This is a genomic window from Aeromonas sp. R4-1 (assembly GCF_040908325.1).
GTDB lineage: Bacteria > Pseudomonadota > Gammaproteobacteria > Enterobacterales > Aeromonadaceae > Aeromonas > Aeromonas veronii.
Genome location: NZ_JBFODM010000098.1, coordinates 153,656 through 169,406 on the forward strand (window position 1 = coordinate 153,656; position 15,751 = coordinate 169,406).

The 15,751-nt window shown below is 61.5% G+C and carries 10 protein-coding genes and 1 pseudogene; 5 read left to right on the forward strand and 6 right to left on the reverse strand.

Annotated features, from left to right (window positions below; all coding sequences use genetic code 11):
• Positions 1-162 precede the first annotated feature (162 nt).
• Positions 163-4,235: pseudogene (gene pulA, locus AB5Y90_RS19075) on the reverse strand (pullulanase-type alpha-1,6-glucosidase).
• A 262-nt stretch (positions 4,236-4,497) separates the two neighbouring features.
• On the opposite strand from pulA, the gene AB5Y90_RS19080 reads away from it, so the two are divergent.
• Positions 4,498-4,911, forward strand: coding sequence for a hypothetical protein (locus tag AB5Y90_RS19080; RefSeq protein WP_139441936.1), 414 nt, complete (start codon positions 4,498-4,500; stop codon positions 4,909-4,911).
• 47 nt (positions 4,912-4,958) lie between these two features.
• Here AB5Y90_RS19080 and dmeF read toward each other — a convergent pair whose 3' ends face one another.
• Positions 4,959-5,930 (reverse strand): CDF family Co(II)/Ni(II) efflux transporter DmeF, encoded by a 972-nt coding sequence (gene dmeF / locus AB5Y90_RS19085; protein WP_307895574.1) that lies wholly within the window; start codon positions 5,928-5,930, stop codon positions 4,959-4,961.
• A gap of 71 nt (positions 5,931-6,001) precedes the next feature.
• Here dmeF and AB5Y90_RS19090 point away from each other — a divergent pair, with 71 nt between their 5' ends.
• From AB5Y90_RS19090 to AB5Y90_RS19100, 3 genes are all read left to right on the forward strand, one after another.
• Positions 6,002-6,277, forward strand: coding sequence for a metal/formaldehyde-sensitive transcriptional repressor (locus AB5Y90_RS19090; RefSeq protein ID WP_005340299.1), 276 nt, complete (start codon positions 6,002-6,004; stop codon positions 6,275-6,277).
• 127 nt (positions 6,278-6,404) lie between these two features.
• Positions 6,405-7,601, forward strand: a complete 1,197-nt coding sequence (locus tag AB5Y90_RS19095) for an amino acid aminotransferase (RefSeq protein ID WP_113740072.1) — start codon at positions 6,405-6,407, stop codon at positions 7,599-7,601.
• 162 nt (positions 7,602-7,763) lie between these two features.
• Entirely contained in the window at positions 7,764-8,696 is a 933-nt protein-coding gene (locus AB5Y90_RS19100; protein ID WP_139441934.1) for a LysR family transcriptional regulator, read from the forward strand.
• A gap of 63 nt (positions 8,697-8,759) precedes the next feature.
• Here the strand turns inward: AB5Y90_RS19100 and AB5Y90_RS19105 are convergent, their stop codons facing one another.
• From AB5Y90_RS19105 to AB5Y90_RS19120, 4 genes are all read right to left on the reverse strand, one after another.
• The gene (locus tag AB5Y90_RS19105) at positions 8,760-9,083 is read right to left on the reverse strand and encodes a DUF1820 family protein (protein WP_005340296.1); all 324 of its coding nucleotides are present in this window, start codon (positions 9,081-9,083) and stop codon (positions 8,760-8,762) included.
• Between the two features lie 139 nt (positions 9,084-9,222).
• Positions 9,223-10,110, reverse strand: coding sequence for a YjjW family glycine radical enzyme activase (locus AB5Y90_RS19110; RefSeq protein ID WP_307895577.1), 888 nt, complete (start codon positions 10,108-10,110; stop codon positions 9,223-9,225).
• Positions 10,111-10,120: 10 nt separating this feature from the next.
• Positions 10,121-11,647 (reverse strand): YjjI family glycine radical enzyme, encoded by a 1,527-nt coding sequence (locus AB5Y90_RS19115; RefSeq protein WP_307895578.1) that lies wholly within the window; start codon positions 11,645-11,647, stop codon positions 10,121-10,123.
• Positions 11,648-11,811: 164 nt separating this feature from the next.
• Complete coding sequence (locus AB5Y90_RS19120; RefSeq protein ID WP_005340284.1) at positions 11,812-12,291, reverse strand: murein L,D-transpeptidase family protein; 480 nt, start codon at positions 12,289-12,291, stop codon at positions 11,812-11,814.
• A gap of 278 nt (positions 12,292-12,569) precedes the next feature.
• Here AB5Y90_RS19120 and AB5Y90_RS19125 point away from each other — a divergent pair, with 278 nt between their 5' ends.
• The gene (locus AB5Y90_RS19125; RefSeq protein WP_307895580.1) at positions 12,570-15,737 is read left to right on the forward strand and encodes a S41 family peptidase; all 3,168 of its coding nucleotides are present in this window, start codon (positions 12,570-12,572) and stop codon (positions 15,735-15,737) included.
• The last annotated feature ends 14 nt before the right edge of the window (positions 15,738-15,751 follow it).

Consider the following 15,751-nt stretch of genomic DNA (forward strand, 5'->3'; position numbering starts at 1 on the left):
TTTTCTTTTTCCTCTCATTTCTCTCACTGCTCCCCGTAAAAGAAAAAGCGCGCCTGCCGGTCGGCAGTCGCGCTTTGCTTACTCTCTCGGAGTTATCCCACCCTTGGCAAGGTGGAATTCAACCCGGGGGCGCCGAGCCATCCCCCGGACTCAATGGCTTGCTTACTTGACGCTGCACTCCTGAATGACGGCAGTACCCGCCTTGACGCCAGCCGGGTCAACCTTCACCAGCACACTCCACAGCCCCTGCGGCAGGGTGATGCTGTTATTGGCACTGCCCCCCTTGGAGAAGGCGAACGAATAACCGGTTTCAGCGTTCACCGCGCCGCCACCGTTGAGCAGGTACTCCTTGCTCCAGTCCTCGTTGGCGACCTTGAACTCGGTGCTGCCGGCATAGTTGAACGCCGCCTGATAGATGGCGAGATCGCCGTCCATCCCCTTGTAGCTCAGCTGGTACTGAGGTTGGGCATTCCAGCCTGAAAGCTCACCCTTGACGAACAGGTTGTAGCCGAGCGGATTGCCCGCCACCGTATCCAGCACCTTGCAGCTCTGCACCGGCTCGGTGAAGCTGACGCTCAGGGTCGGTTTGTCCTTGTTCATGGCGGTAAAGACAAACTTGTAGCTGCCTGCCTTGGCCAGATCGACACCGATATTGCCGGTTTCTCCCCCCTTGCAAAGGGTCAGCGGAGTGCCGACCACCAGCTTGTCACCAGCGTTGCAGCTGCCGTAGTTGACCGGCCCCCAGCTGGCGTCAGCGATCTTGACGTTGGTGGTACCCAGCTTGTCGGTGCTCACCTCGGTAGTGAACTCATACATAAAGTTGCCGCTGAAGGTCATCTGGTTGGTGTTACCCCACTCATCGAGGAACCCCTTCAGATAAATATCGGTGTTGCCAAACGGTGGCAGGGTGCTCAGGTCGGTCTTCTTGCTGACCGGCAGGCCCGCGCCCTGTGCACCAGACTGCGGCTTGACGAACACGGCGGCAGACCAGGCCCCCAGCGTCAGCTGGCCGTTATCATAGGCGGCGCCACTGGCGATGCTGTCGACAGCGCGATGCTTGCTGCTTAGCACCATACCGCTCAGATCGATGGGCTGATCGTTGCCATCACGGAAATCGCCGATGCTCTGGCTCTGGTTGCTGGCGTTGATCATCACCACCAGACCGTCGATGGCCGGATCCATATCCGCCCCGGCACTGACGCCATCATCCACCGTCATGACGATAAGGCCGGGCACCTGATCCGGGCCGGTATTGCGGAAGTCGACCCGCTTGATCACCTCGGCGCCACTGCCCAGACGCAGCAGGCGGGAGGAGTTGCGCAGCTCCGCCAGCTCCTGATAGAAGCTCACCATCTGCGCCATCTCGGCCGAGCCCGGCTTGGCATGCTTGCCGAGCACCTGCTCGATCAGCGGATAGTTGTCGCCATCCTTGTCCTTGCGCGGCAACCCCTTGTCGAAGTTGTTGTCGCCCAGGGTGTAGTCGACCTTGTTGTACCAGTCGCCCGAGTCATAGCTGTCCCGCTCCATGGATTTGGAACGCAGCAGCTCGACACCGGCGTGGGTGAAGGGAATGCCCTGACCCAGCATGGCTGTCGCCAGCGATACCCCCTGCATCCGCACCAGATCGGCTCCGGCAGATGCCTTGTAGATCAGGTTGTCGAACAGGGTCTGGTTGTCGTGCTTGTCGACATAGTTCTGCACTTCCACCGGATCCTGGGCATAACCGGCAGGCTGACCGTTGTAGTCAATCTCGGCGCCTTTCTTCGGCATGCCATCCTTGTCGGTCAGCACGAACTCCTTGAGGTTGCCCGCCATGCCGAGCCGCACCAGATCGGACTGGTGCAAGGCCGTCGCCAGATCCACCTTGCTCATTTCGTTAGGATCGACGAAGGCACCGTTGCCAAAGCCCTGGGTCTTGCGAATGGAATCGCCACCGTCGAACGGACTGCCGCCGCGCACCGCATCGCGCAAGCGGTCGGAGAAGGAGCCGATACCGGTACCGCCCAGATGCTTCTGGGTAGCCTGCACGAAGCGCTTGTCATCCTGCACTTCGCCGAAGTTCCACCCCTCGCCGTAGAAGTACATCTCGGGATTGACCTTCTTCACCGCGGCCAGCGCCTGCACCATCTGATCTTTCGGATGGTGGCCCATCAGGTCGAAGCGGAAGGCGTCGATCTTGTAGTCGCGCGCCCAGGTGACCAGAGAGTCATCCATCAGCTTGGCGAACATGGCGTGTTCCGGCGCCGTGTTGGAACAGCAGGTGGAGTTCTCCACCGAGCCGGTCTCCGGATTGAGGCGCTGATAGTACCAGGGCACTATCTTGTCGAGCACCGACTTGGGGCCGAGCCCGGATTCGTTGGTGTGGTTGTAGACCACGTCCATCACCACGTTCATGCCGATGTTCTGCTTGATGGCCTTGACCATCTCGCGGAACTCCAGAATACGTTTGGTGCCCTCGGCGTTGGTGGCGTAGGAGCCTTCCGGCGTGGTGTAGTGGTAGGGATCATAACCCCAGTTGAAGGAGTCGACGCCGCGCAGATAGCCGGAGAGCTCCTGCACCTGCGGATTATCCTTGCTGTCGCCCCCTTGCAGGTCGGCCAGCACATCTCCCACGGTCTGACCGCCACCGCAATAGCCGCCAAATTTGGATGTTTTCACATCCGGATTGACCTGACAGAGCTTGCTGAAGTCATCGCCGAGATTGGCCACCTTGGCCGGGTCCTCGTTGACGGTGGCGATATCGAACACCGGCAGCAGGTGCAGGTGGCTGACGCCGCTTTTTGCCAGCGCTTTCAGATGGTTGACCGGTACAGAGTCGGGCTGGGTCAGACCGACAAACTTGCCGCGCTTCTCTTCATCGGTGGAGGCATCGTTACCGGTCAGGTCGCGAATATGGGCCTCATAGATGGTGATGTCGGCGGGGTTCTGCTGGCTATGTGGCGCCTTGAGGCTGTCCCATCCTTCCGGTTTCAGGGCCGGATCGTCGAGATCCACTACCTGACTGAACTCGGAGTTCATCGCGAGGCTCAGGGAGTAGGGATCGGTCACCTCATAGTGCTCAACCTTGCGGCTCAGCGGGTGGTAGACCTCCATGTCGTAGCGGTAGAACTGACCGATCAGCTCGCTGCTCCCCTCGTAGCTCCAGCTGCCGCTGGCGCTGTCGAAAGTCATGGCCACTTCACCACTCTTCTGGTGGCTGGCGTTGTAGAGGGCCAGCTTGACCGACTTGGCGGTCGGCGCCCAGAGGCGGAAGGTCACCCGGTTGCCCTCTACCACGGCGCCATAGCTCAGCTTGGTCGCCTCTGGGGCATAGAGCGCATCGAGGGCGCCGGCGCTCTGCACTAGGGTCGCTCCTTGCAGGATACCGTCGGCATCGGTGCCGATAGCCACCAGTTCCCCCTTGAGCAGGGGCTTGAGATCTTTACCGGCAGGCAGGGCAAAGGCGGCGGCATCCTTGAGATGCGGATATTTGGCCTGCTGCTCGGCAGTGAGGCTGGTCGCGGTCAGGCTGATATAGGGGAAATCGAACACCCCATCGGCATTAGCCTTGATGGTGCCCGAGTCGGTGTAATAGAGGCGAACGTGGGGCTTGTCCTTGCCCCCTTGCCCCCTTGCCAAATCAGGGTATTGCCATCGATAAGATGAGCGCTGGCCCCCGCCACGCCAAAGGCGGCGGTAAAGGCTTCGGCACGGCTGCCAAACAGATCTTTCTTGCCCGCGACGATAGCCACGGTGCGATCCGGATGCTCACTGAAGCTCACCTTCATATCGCTGCCGGTCAGGTTGGCCAGATCGCCGTTGCGAGCGATAAAGTTGATGCACCCTTCCACATTTTTGAGCGGCACGACCCAGGCCGGACCAAAGCTGTCGGCAGTGGCAGGAGTCTTGCTCTTGTCATCCCACCCGGTATTCAGGCCGCTATCAGAGGTAGCGTTACAGGCATCGTTGTTCCAAAGGTGCAGGCTGTGGCTGTCAAACGGTGCCTTGGCCCCTTTGGCTGCCGACTGGGTATCCACCAGCGCAATGACCACCTGATTTTCGCCGGCAACCAGCAACTCTTTCGGGGGATCCATCTTGGGCAGACGAGCGACAGGCCCATCGGTGACTTCAGGTGTAGGCGGTGTAGGGGGGACGGGGTTCACACCGGAGGCATCAGAGCTGTTGTCATTACAGCCAGACAAAAGCGCGAGCAGTGAGGCTGTTACCAGCGCCACTTTGGTCTTTTTCATATCCATATTTTTATAATTCCCGCTGTAGTTAGTCTCGATAGTCGAGCACCCGGTCATTGCCAGGCGGTGCCATATTAATCAGCGGAAATCGATTCAAATGTGAGCGGAAAGGCAAAAAAACCATCCAGTTTCAACAAGATAACGTTTTCAGGCTGAAACTTCGATCTGGCTCACAGACCTCGCAGCCATTTGGCCTCATATCTGGAAAACGGCAGTCACGGGGTCAGAAAAGCAATGTCTGATCAAGTGGATAGACAAGGAGTAAACAATGAAACGGATTGAAGAACAGGCAAGACGACTCGATCAGGAGTATCAGGCGATCGGGCAACTGTTCGACCAGTTTTGCCAGCAGGCGGGCGCCCTGGCCGAGCAGTATCACTTCTTCAACTGGCCCGATTATGAAGACTCGCCCCCGCTGAGCCGCGCCTTCACCCTGCTGGGGGAACCCCGCGAGCTGCGGCTGCGCTGTCAGCCCGGCGAGCGCTCCGCCCTCAATGGCCTGATCCAGGTGGTCTCGGAGGATGGCACCATAGATGCAAGCCTCGGGTTTCGCGCCGATGGTCAGCTGCTGCTGGAGTCCGGCAAGCTGCTGGACAACCCGCCCGGACTGCTGCTCAAGCTGCTGCTCGGCGCTGTGTGGCAACACAAGCCCCAGGATGAGATCACCGGGCAGTCGCACTGACATCAGAGTGCCAACAGCACTGAAACCAAGGGGGCCAACGGCCCCCGTTATTTATCCTGTTCGCTGGCGATCTCGATGGTCACATGCACCAGCTCTTCATGGATCGCCAACCGTTCGCGGATCTGCTGCGCCGGTAGCGGATTGACCATCAGCAAAGAGAGCACGCAGGCATACTGCTGCTGCCCTACCCGCCAGACGTGCAGATCGCGGATCTCGGTCTGTGGCAGTTCGGCGATGACCTCGCGGATCTCCGCCACCAGCGGGGTATCCATCTCGGCATCCAGCAGCACCCGACCGGAGTCGCGCAACAGGCCCCAGGCCCATACCGCGACCAGTCCGGCACCCACTATGCCCATCAGCGGATCCAGCCAGTCGGCCCCCCACAACATACCCCCAGTCAGCGCCAGAATCGCCAGCACGGAAGTGGCCGCATCCGCCAGCACGTGGATATAGGCGGCGCGCAGGTTGAGATCCTGATGGCCGTGGTGATCGTCATGGTCATGATGATGATCGTGGTCGTGATGCTCATGATGGTGGCCATGCCCATGGCCGTGGTGATGGTGGCCGTGATCATCCTTGAGCAGCCAGGCACAGGCGAGGTTTACCAGCAGCCCCACCAGCGCGATAGCGATCGCCTGTTGATAGTGGATCGGGCTGGGATCGAGCAGCCGGAACACCGACTCGAACAGCATCAACCCGGCCACTCCCACCAGTAACAGGGCGCTGGTGAAGCCACCCAGCACCTCGATCTTCCAGGTGCCGAAGCTGAATCTGTGGTCGCGGGCAAAATGGCGGGCGGCGCGGTAGGCCAGCACCGAGAGACCGAGCGCTAGCGCGTGGGAGCTCATGTGCCAGCCGTCGGCCAACAGCGCCATGGAGTTGTAGAACCAGCCGCCGCCAATCTCCGCCACCATCATGATGACGGTCAGCAATACGGCCCAGCGGGTCTTCTGTTCGGCCAGCGGATTGCCCTCGTGGATGACGGGTTGATGGCAGTGTGATTGAGTGAGGGATGACATGGATTTCTCCTGAGAGCGACGATGCAATATACTATACCCCAGTATAGTTTTATTGATCGAGAGGATCCGTCATGTCCCACACCATTCACGACAAAAAGAAGTTGCTGGCACGGGTGCGCCGCATCAAGGGACAAGCAGGTGCGCTGGAAAGCGCGCTGGAGCAGGAGAGCGACTGCACCGCCATTTTGCAGCAGATCGCCGCCATCCGCGGCGCCGTCAACGGCCTGATGCTGGAGGTACTGGAAGGGCATATGCGCGAGCATCTCGGCGCCCCCGATGCCACCCCGGCAGAGCGGCTGGAGGATCTGGATCAGGTGGTCAGCGTCCTGCGATCCTATTTGAAGTAAGCAGGATGGCGGCACCATCCCTTCAGGCTCGACCAGTGTTGGGCTTGAGCCACTGCCAGCTTTGCGCCATGATGTCCAGCCCGGCTGACCGCCGGTTTTACTGGACAGTCAATTTCAAGGATCCCCCATGTTTGAACACGTCGATGCCTATGCTGGCGACCCCATCCTGACGCTAGTCGAGACCTTCCACAAAGACACCCGCGAGCAGAAGGTGAACCTGGGGATCGGCCTCTATTACGACGAGCAGGGCCGCATTCCGCTGCTGCCGTCGGTGCAGCAGGCCGAAGCCCAGCGCGCCGCCGCCCCGGCCCCGCGCCCCTACCAGCCGATGGAAGGCGCCGCCAACTACCGCACCGCAGTGCAACACCTGCTGTTTGGTGCCGACCATGAAGCGGTCAAGGCGGGACGTATCGCCACCATCCAGACCATCGGCGGCTCGGGCGCCCTGAAGATCGGCGCCGATCTGCTCAAGCGCTACTTCCCGACCTCCGAAGTGTGGGTCAGCAACCCGACCTGGGACAACCACAAGGCGATGTTCGAGGGAGCCGGCATCAAGGTGCATGACTACCCCTACTACGATGCGGCTACCGGCGGCGTGCAGTTCGATGCGATGATCGACTGCCTGAGCAGCCTGCCGGCCAAGAGCATCGTGCTGCTGCACCCCTGCTGCCACAACCCGACCGGGGTGGATCTCTCCCGCGCCCAGTGGGATCGGGTGATCGCGCTGGTGGTCGAGAAGAACCTGATCCCCTTTATGGATATCGCCTATCAGGGCTTCGGTGACGGGCTGGAAGAGGATGCCTACGCCATCCGCGCCATGGTGGCCGCCGGCGTCAGCTTCTTCGTCAGCAACTCGTTTTCCAAGAACCTCTCCTTCTACGGCGAGCGCTGTGGCGGTCTGTCGGTCATCTGCAAGGATGCCGAAGAGGCGAGCCGGGTGCTCGGCCAGATGAAGGCCACCGTGCGCCGCAACTACTCCAGCCCCCCCACCCACGGCGGTCAGATCACCGCGGCGGTGATGAGCCAGCCCGAACTGCACGCCATGTGGGTCGGTGAGGTGACCGAGATGCGCACCCGCATCAAGGGGATGCGCCAGAAGCTCTACGAGGTGTTGAGCGCCAAGGTGCCGGGCCGCGACTTCAGCTACTTCATCAACCAGCGCGGCATGTTCAGCTATACCGGCTTCACCCCGGAGCAGGTTGACAGACTGCGCGAAGAGTTCGCCGTCTATCTGGTGCGCTCCGGCCGCATGTGTGTGGCGGGCCTCAACAGCCGCAACGTCGACTATGTGGCCGACGCCATGGCGGCGGTGCTCAAGGGCTAATCCGTATCAGCCCCGCTTTGGCGGGGCTTTTTGTCTGTTGCGTTCGCGGTCACCTCTTGATGGGTCTGCTCACCCTCCCCCTGCTGTGAGAGAATGCCAGCAGGTCACGTTGAATCTTTCTGATTCCAAGCCTGTTTATCTTCATCAATTTCAGGAGCCACTATGGATCTGATCGCTCTCTCTCGGCTGGGAGGTCGCCATCTGGTCACCCTGCACCTGTTGCTCGACAACCAGAGCGTCACCCGCACCGCCGAGCGACTCTGCACCACCCCTTCCACCGTCAGCAAAACCCTCAACCAACTGCGGGATCTGCTGGGGGATCAACTGCTCTACCGCCAGGGCAACCAGCTGCTGCTCACCCCCATGGCCGAGCGACTGGCTCCCACCCTGCATCGACTACTGGGGGAGCTGAACGGCCTCACTCGCCAGAACACCTTCAACCCCCAACAGTGGCAGGGCAGCTTGCGGCTGGGATTGCGCGAGAGCGTGATGACCTGGCCGGTGGGCCCCATTCTGGGTCAGCTGATGCAGGAGGTACCGGGCATGGTGCCGGAGATCTGGAACAAGGATGAGCAGGGACTGGAGGCGCTGGCAGCGGGTAAACTCGACTTCGTGATCCTGCCCCATGACCAGAGCCAGCCATTGCCACGCCAGCCCGGGCTGGTGTGGGAGACCCTGCGGGAAGAAAAACTGGTCTGCCTGCTGCGCAAAGACCATCCCGCGCTGGCCAAGCCCTGGGATCTCGATGCCTACCTGAGCTGGCGCCATATCGCCATCCGGGATCAGGAGCTGGCCAACCCCTTCTTCGAGCAGAGCCTGGCCCAGCAGCAGGTGCGTCGCCAGATTGGCGCCACCCTGCCCGATTTTGCCAGCGCGGCGGCCCTGCTGCCCCAGACTGATCTGATCCTCACCGCCATCGGTGGCTGGGCGGCCTGCATGGCCAGTCAGCCGGATCTGATGATGCGTCCGGCACCGTTCGATTACGGCAAGGTGAGTCACAGTCTGGTCTGGTATGGTCCGGCCGGTGATGGCTCGGCCCGTCACTGGTTCCGCCAGCGGATCCTGCAACTGGGTCGCGAATTGATTGAGCCCTGAGCCGGACGACAGCGAGAAGAAATTGATGTTTCACCGCGGCGAAACATCAAGGGCAAGCAGGGACTAGGGACGTTTGGTATAGATGGGGCTGGGGAAGGAGGCGACATTGCTGCCCAGATCCGTGATGCGGGCAGCCCCCTGCTTTTTCACCTGATCGATGCGCAGCACCTGATGCATGGGAATAAGAGTCTGGCGCACATCGGCAAATTCGCTCTTGAGCTTCTCGTGACTGGGATCGACGATAAGCGCCGTGTGGTTGTCCCAGACAAAGTCGGCAATTTCGATAAAACCGAACAGCTGGCCCTGATTGACTTCGCGCACATACACTTCGTAGCGCTCGCTGTGGCAAATAAACTGAACCCGATATAACGCCTTGCTTTCACTCATGATTATCTGTCATTGAGGGGTTAAGAAGATGGCCATTATTCTAGCCGCCGTTCTCGCCCCCACCAATAGACAGAAATCACAGTTGCGGCCTTTCCATGCCGCACCTCACACCATGACGGTCACCGGATGACGCAACCACTCAGCCCATCAAGGCAGGCAGTGAGACCGCCCCCAATCCCGCTGCACGCAAACGGCTGGCCAGCTGTTCCAGCTCGGTTTGGTGAGCCTCTGGCCATTGCGCCGCCTCTCCCCGTACCCCATGGTGGCGAAAGCCGTTGAGGCGAATGGGCACAGGCCCAAGCTGCTGCAAGAAGGCGGCAAGATCCTCGTCCAGCTCACCACTCGCATCCAGAAAATCGCTCTTGCCCGGCACATGGAGCAGCCGCAGTTCGGCCAGCTTGCCGTGGCGTGCCAGCAGTTGCAGCGATGCCAGCACCCGCTCGCGACCATAACCGGTCAGAGTGTGATGCACCGAGTCACGCCACCCCTTGAGATCGAGCATGGCGCCGTCGAGCACCGGCAGCAGCCGCTGCCAGCCAGTTTCGGCCAGAGAACCGTTGCTGTCGAGCAGGCAAGTGAGATGGGTCAGATCCGGCGCGCCCTTGATGGCGGCAAACAGCGCAACCACAAAGGGGAGCTGGGTGGTCGCCTCGCCGCCGGAGACGGTAATCCCGCTCAGCAGTGGGCCGTAGCGGCGCAACAGGGCCAGCACGTCGTCCACCGTCATGGTTGTGGTCTTGGGATTGGCACTACGGGGGCAGACATCCAGACAGGCATCGCAATCGGTACAGAGCGCCTCCTGCCAATGAACCTTGCCCTCGCTCATGGTGAGGGCTCCACTCGGGCAGACCGCAAGGCAGTCGCCGCAATCGTCGCACAGTCCGATGGTATGGGGATTGTGACAACCGGGGCAGCTGAAGTTGCACCCTTGCAGGAAGAGCACCAGCCGGTTGCCCGGCCCATCAACACAGGAAAAAGGCAGCACCCTGCTCACCAGGGCGCTGCGCGTCAGCAGAGCTTCATCCATCGGACTCGGCTCAGTACTGGCTGATGGTCGACTCATTGGCCACAACTCGCGGCGCCCGTTGGCGGATGGCGGTCACTTCACTCGCCTCGGCACCAAGACAGGTGGTCTGCAACCGCGAGCCCTCCTCTGCAAAGCGGGCCACATCGCTCTTGCGGATCATGTAGCCGGTCACCCGCACCAGATCGCTGTCGGCCACGTTGGCGGTAAACTCGCGCATGCCGATGGCGAGCGCCCCCTTGCAGAGCTGCAGCAGCGCCTGCGGATTCTGGCGGATGGTGGGATCCAGCGTCAGGATCTCGCTGATCCCCGAGTGGTAGTAACCGTGGTGCGGCGCCAGCGCCAGCACATGACTGGCCGGATCCGGCTCCTGCCCGTAGGGAATCCGTACCCCCGGGGTCACCGCCACATCGATGCTGAGGCCGCCCTGTGAGTGCAGCAGAGCGTGCCCACCCCAGGCATGGGCCTGCGGCGTCGCAGTGACATATTCCGAAAGCTGGGCAGAGATGCGATATCCAAGCTGATTTGCCTCTTCGTCGTGGCCGTAGCGGCCCGGCAGATTCTCTTTATCCATCAGGATGTTGACCGCTTCCGCCATGCCGTAGATGCCGAACATGGGGACGAAGCGATCCTCATCCAGCAGCCCCTCCTTGACCAGGAAGCTGTCGAAGAAACCGGACTCCTCGTGCAGGAAGGCGGCGCGCACCGCGATCAGCTGGGACGTGAGACGGCAGTAGTGGGGCAGCAGGCAGCCGAGGAAGTCATCGATCCCCTGACACTGCTCGGCGACCCGCTTGAGGGAGATACGCACCAGGGTATTGGCGCCACCCGCCTGCGGCAGGGCGTTGTAGCAGCTGACGATGCCAAAACCACGCTGGTCAAAGGTATCGCGATGGATAGGGTAGTTGGCGATGTGCGGCTTGCTGCACTCGGCGATATTCTTCACCGCCTGCAGCAGCAGGCTGTCCGGGGTCTGCTCCGGATCGTGGAAAAAGGTGAGGTTCGGCGCCACCTGCTTGAGCTCGTTGTCGATACGCAGGATCAGGCGGCAGATGCGGTTGTCATCCGGCCCGATGTTGACGTGCATGAAGGCGTCCGGCAGCACCCGATCCAGATAGATCCAGAACCCTTTCAGCTTGCGGTAGAGAGTCTCGTCATCCAGTTCGCCGACAAACGGCAACAGCAGATGGTCGAGCCGACCCAGCCAGACCGGCATGCCGGTGACGGAGGGGACATGGTGATAGAGGATGCGCAGGGCATTGAGCGCCTCGTCGAAATCCTGCGGCGCCGTCAGCTCCAGCCAGGCAGAGCCCTGAGTCAGGAATTTTTCATAGTCCGGCAGCACATAACGTGGCTTGTAGGGGGCGTGCCCTTCGAACATGTCGCAGATAAATCCCTGCTCCATCGCCTCGGCGACTGCGGCAGGCAGGTCGGGGTAGGGCAACGCATTCTCGGCGGCCAGCGCCAGCGCGTGGCTCTTCTGGGCGGCGGAGAGATGGGGATCGCGCACGATGCGCTGACAGGTTTCGCTCAAAGACATGGGACACTCCTTCACGGATAGAGCCCATATCCTCACCATTTGCAGGCTTTTTTTGAAGTGACATTCACAACAATACGAATGTCTCAAAAAGACATCCGTGAGAGAGGATCACACCCCAAACAGAACGGGGGCCTTGTCTACCGACAAGGCCCCCGTTGTACGGATCAGGGCTCGATGACGATGGGCGTACCCGGGTCAATAGCGTCCCACACTTCATCCAGCTCGTGATTGAGCATGGCAATGCAGCCGTTGGTCCAGTTGGAAGGCTGAACCCTGCGGTTGCCAATGCTGTTGCGCTGGCCGTGGATCATGATCATGCCACCCGGACGAACACCCAGCTCATTGGCGCGCTTGATGTCATCCAAGTTCGGATAGTTGATATGGATGGCTTTGTAGTAGCCGGAATTGGTCTTCTTGTAGTCGAGGGTGTAGCGCCCTTCCGGAGTACGCTGATCCCCTTCCTGCTGCTTGTGCCCCTTGGGCGCCGGGCCCAGAGCAATCCAGTAGCGCTTCAGTTCCTTGCCATCCTTCATCAGGGTCAGGCTATAGGTCGACTTCTTGACCACCACCAAATCGGCTTTTTCGGTCAAGGCAAAACTCAATGCGGGCCAAAGCCCCAACAAACACAGTAATACGGCTCTCATTCCATCCCTCGACAAGCCTCTGGTGCGGGCTTTTCTTGTTACCAGATCATCTGAACGATGCCCGCCGAGCGGCGAGCGAGCGCCATGATATTGGATCGCCATCAATACTCAATATGCCCGGCAAAACATATCTTGCCGCAGCAAGGCCATCTTCCTTGAACGCCGTCATTTGGCATTGGTAATTAACAGTTAAAACAACAAGATACAAAAATTATCGCGCTGGCACCCGGGGCAATGATCGGCGAAGATAACACTCCACTCCCCGACAGGATCATGCCATGAGCTCTTCGTGCCGCCTCGCCACCCTGCTGTTCTCGCCACTTCTGCTCTGGCTGCCCGCCAGTGTCGCCGCCGATGCACTCTGGCTGCGCGAGCCCGCCCTCTCCCCCGATGGCAAGCAGCTTGCTTTCACCTGGCAGGGGCGCATTTTTGTCGCCAGTGCCGAGGGTGGCCCCGCTACGGCGCTCACCGGCAGCGACTACCTGAGCCAGCGGCCAATCTGGTCGCCGGATGGCAAACAGCTCGCCTTTGCCGCCAATCTCTACGGCAACGAAGATGTGTTCGTGGTGCCTGCCAGCGGCGGCGAGATGGTGCGCCTCACTCGCGATTCGCGCACCGATCTGCCGCAAGCCTTCAGCGCCGATGGCAAACGGCTGTTGCTGAGCAGCCAGCGCCTGGGGGCACCCGCTGCCGACCATTTTGTCGCGGAAGGCTACCAATGGGGCGAGCTCTACTGGACCCCGATCACCGGCGGCACCTTGCAGGCCGACCTGCCGCTGCCTGCGACCCTAGCCCGTCCCCACGGGGAGCGGCTCGTCTACCAGATGCCCGCGGCGGATCAACCCTTTCGCAAGCATCAGCACTCGTTTGCGGTGCCCCGTCTCTGGCTGTTTGATGGCAAGCAGCACAAGCAGCTGACCGAAGATCGGGTGGCGGCCACCGATCCGGTCTGGAGCGACAAGGGGGATACCCTCTTTTACCTGAGCGAGCGCAGCGGCGATTTCAACGTCTGGCGCCGGGATCTCGCCAGCGGCAAGGAGCAACAGCTGACCCACTATCAGGGCCATCCGGTGCGGGGGCTCAGCGCCTCTCGCAATGGCGATCTGGTCTGGTCATGGCTGGGTGAACTCTATCGCCTCGATGCCGGTAGCAGCGAGCCACGCAAGCTGACCCTCACCCCACAAGTGGCGAGCGCGCCGGATGAGGCGAGCGAGGCCCTGACCCTGGCCGACGAAGCGCTGGTCAGCGAAGAGGCGGACGAGCTGATCCTGGTGAGCGAGGGCAACCTGTTTGCCGTCGACCCCGAGCGGGAGCGGGTGCGCCAGCTGACCCGAGATCCGAGCGAGCAGTCCAGCCCCCTCTTCGCCGAGCAGGGCCGTGCCCTCATCTATCTGTCGGAGCAGCAGGGGCACGCTGCCCTCTATCGCCTGCGCAAGGGAGATCCGGATCTGCTGTTCAGCGATCCCGGCACTCTGACCGAGAGTCTGCTGCTGGCCATTCCCGACAAGGGGATCAGCCGTCCGGTGCTCTCCCCCGATGGCAAGCAACTCGCCTTCGTGGTGGATGGCCAGGCAATCCATCTGCTGGATCTGGCGAGCAACAAGCAACGGGAGCTGGTGCCTGCCAGCTTCAACCCGTCTCGCCACGAGGTGCATCTCGCCTTTGCCCCCGACTCCCGCCATCTGGCGCTCACCTTCCGCCCCGATGCGGCGGAACAGGAGATCGCGGTGATCGACACGGCCAACCCCAAGGCCAAACCGGTCAATGTCAGCCTCAACGGCTATCAGGATGGGCAACCGGGCTGGAGTCAGGATGGCGCCATTCTCTACTGGCAATCGACCCGGTTTGGCGCACTGGGGCCCGATGGCGAGCCCCTCGTCACCAACCTGCTCGGCATCTACAGCAGCCGCGCAGCCAGAGCCGATGCCATTGCCGAGCTGGAGCCGCCGAAAGGGGGATACGGCTTTGAGAGCGATCGTCTCAACCATAGAGAAGCGCTGCTGCTGCAACCCACCGGCACCCTGCTCGCCAGCCGCATCATCGGCGACCAAGTGATCTATCTGGTGGAAGAGATGGGGGTCAACAGCGAGAGCGAGATCAAGGGCTACAGCCAGGATCTGCGCAAGGGCAAAACCAGCGAACTGTTTGGTGAGCAGCCCGGCCCAGCGCTGGCAAGCCTCAACCAGCAGGGCACCCTGGCTACCCTGGTGCGGGATGGGGAGATCACCCGGATCCATCTCGACTCCGGCGAGGCCACCAGCGCCCCCTTCGCCTTGCAACCCACCAGCCGCTGGCAGGAACGCATGACCGCCGCCTTCGATCAGATCGCCCGCCTAACCCGGGACGAGTTCTATCTGGACGATATGAACGGGGTGAACTGGGATAGCTATGTCGCCGCTTACCGCCGCCTGCTGCCGGGCATCGGCAACCCGCGGGACTTTGGCAACCTGCTGGCGGAGCTGGCTGGCGAGCTCAATGTCTCCCACACCTGGGGCAGCGGCCCTGCCCCCTTCCCGCGCATGGCGGACGAGACCGCCAGCCTGGGCGGCTACTGGCAGGATGGCGAGCAAGGGGTGATGCTCACCGCCCTGCTCTCTGGCGGCCCGCTGGATCAGGAGAGCGATATCGCCCCGGGCGCCCGCCTGCTCGCCATCAACGGCGTCCCGATTGCCAATCTGGCCGAGCTGGATCAGGCCCTCAACCATCAGGCTGGCGCCCGGCTTGCCCTCACCTTCCAGCAGGAGGGCAACAAGCAAACTGACGAGGTGGTGCTCACCGCCATCGACAAGCAGCAAGAGTACCAGTTGCAACAGGATCGCTGGATTGAGAAACGGCGGGAGCTGGTGGCCAGACTGAGCGGAGGACGTGTCGGCTACGTCTATCTGCCGGCGATGAATAGCGAGGTCTACGATGCGGTGGTGGCGGATGCCCTCGGCAGACAGCGCAATCGCGATGCGCTGATCGTCGATGTCCGCTTTAACAGCGGCGGCTATCTCGCCAATACCCTGGTGGAGTTTCTGACCGGCAGCGGCAGCACCAAGGGGATGGCCAGCAGCTGGCCCCGTCAGGGCAAGGGGGAAACCGACGCCGCCACTCGCCAGTGGACCAAGCCTTCGGTGGTGCTGGTGAACGCTGGCAGCTACTCGGAAGGCTCCGCCTTCCCCGAGTACTACCGTGCCCTCAAGGTCGGCCCCATCGTCGGCGATCCGGTGCCCGGCACCGGCACCATGGTCTACAGCCACGACTCCCGGCTGATCCCGGGACTCTCCTACGGCATTCCGACCTTGGGGCTGCGCAAACCGGACGGCACCTTCTACGAGAATCAGGAGCTGATCCCGGATCTACAGGTGCCCCTCACTCCCGCCGACATGGTTGCCGGGCGCGATCCGCAACTGGAGGCGGCGGTACAAGCCGCCCTCAAGCAGTTGCCAGCCAGCACCAAATAACGGCGCCCGTCGAG

Excerpts from the sequence above, each read along its gene's own strand:
- AB5Y90_RS19110 (WP_307895577.1), bottom strand. The coding sequence starts at position 10,110 with ATGGATGAAGCTCTGCTGACGCGCAGCGCCCTGGTGAGCAGGGTGCTG.
- AB5Y90_RS19080 (WP_139441936.1), top strand. The coding sequence starts at position 4,498 with ATGAAACGGATTGAAGAACAGGCAAGACGACTCGATCAGGAGTATCAG.
- AB5Y90_RS19125 (WP_307895580.1), top strand. The coding sequence starts at position 12,570 with ATGAGCTCTTCGTGCCGCCTCGCCACCCTGCTGTTCTCGCCACTTCTG.
- AB5Y90_RS19090 (WP_005340299.1), top strand. The coding sequence starts at position 6,002 with ATGTCCCACACCATTCACGACAAAAAGAAGTTGCTGGCACGGGTGCGC.
- AB5Y90_RS19120 (WP_005340284.1), bottom strand. The coding sequence starts at position 12,291 with ATGAGAGCCGTATTACTGTGTTTGTTGGGGCTTTGGCCCGCATTGAGT.
- AB5Y90_RS19115 (WP_307895578.1), bottom strand. The coding sequence starts at position 11,647 with ATGTCTTTGAGCGAAACCTGTCAGCGCATCGTGCGCGATCCCCATCTC.
- AB5Y90_RS19105 (WP_005340296.1), bottom strand. The coding sequence starts at position 9,083 with ATGAGTGAAAGCAAGGCGTTATATCGGGTTCAGTTTATTTGCCACAGC.
- AB5Y90_RS19095 (WP_113740072.1), top strand. The coding sequence starts at position 6,405 with ATGTTTGAACACGTCGATGCCTATGCTGGCGACCCCATCCTGACGCTA.
- AB5Y90_RS19100 (WP_139441934.1), top strand. The coding sequence starts at position 7,764 with ATGGATCTGATCGCTCTCTCTCGGCTGGGAGGTCGCCATCTGGTCACC.
- dmeF (WP_307895574.1), bottom strand. The coding sequence starts at position 5,930 with ATGTCATCCCTCACTCAATCACACTGCCATCAACCCGTCATCCACGAG.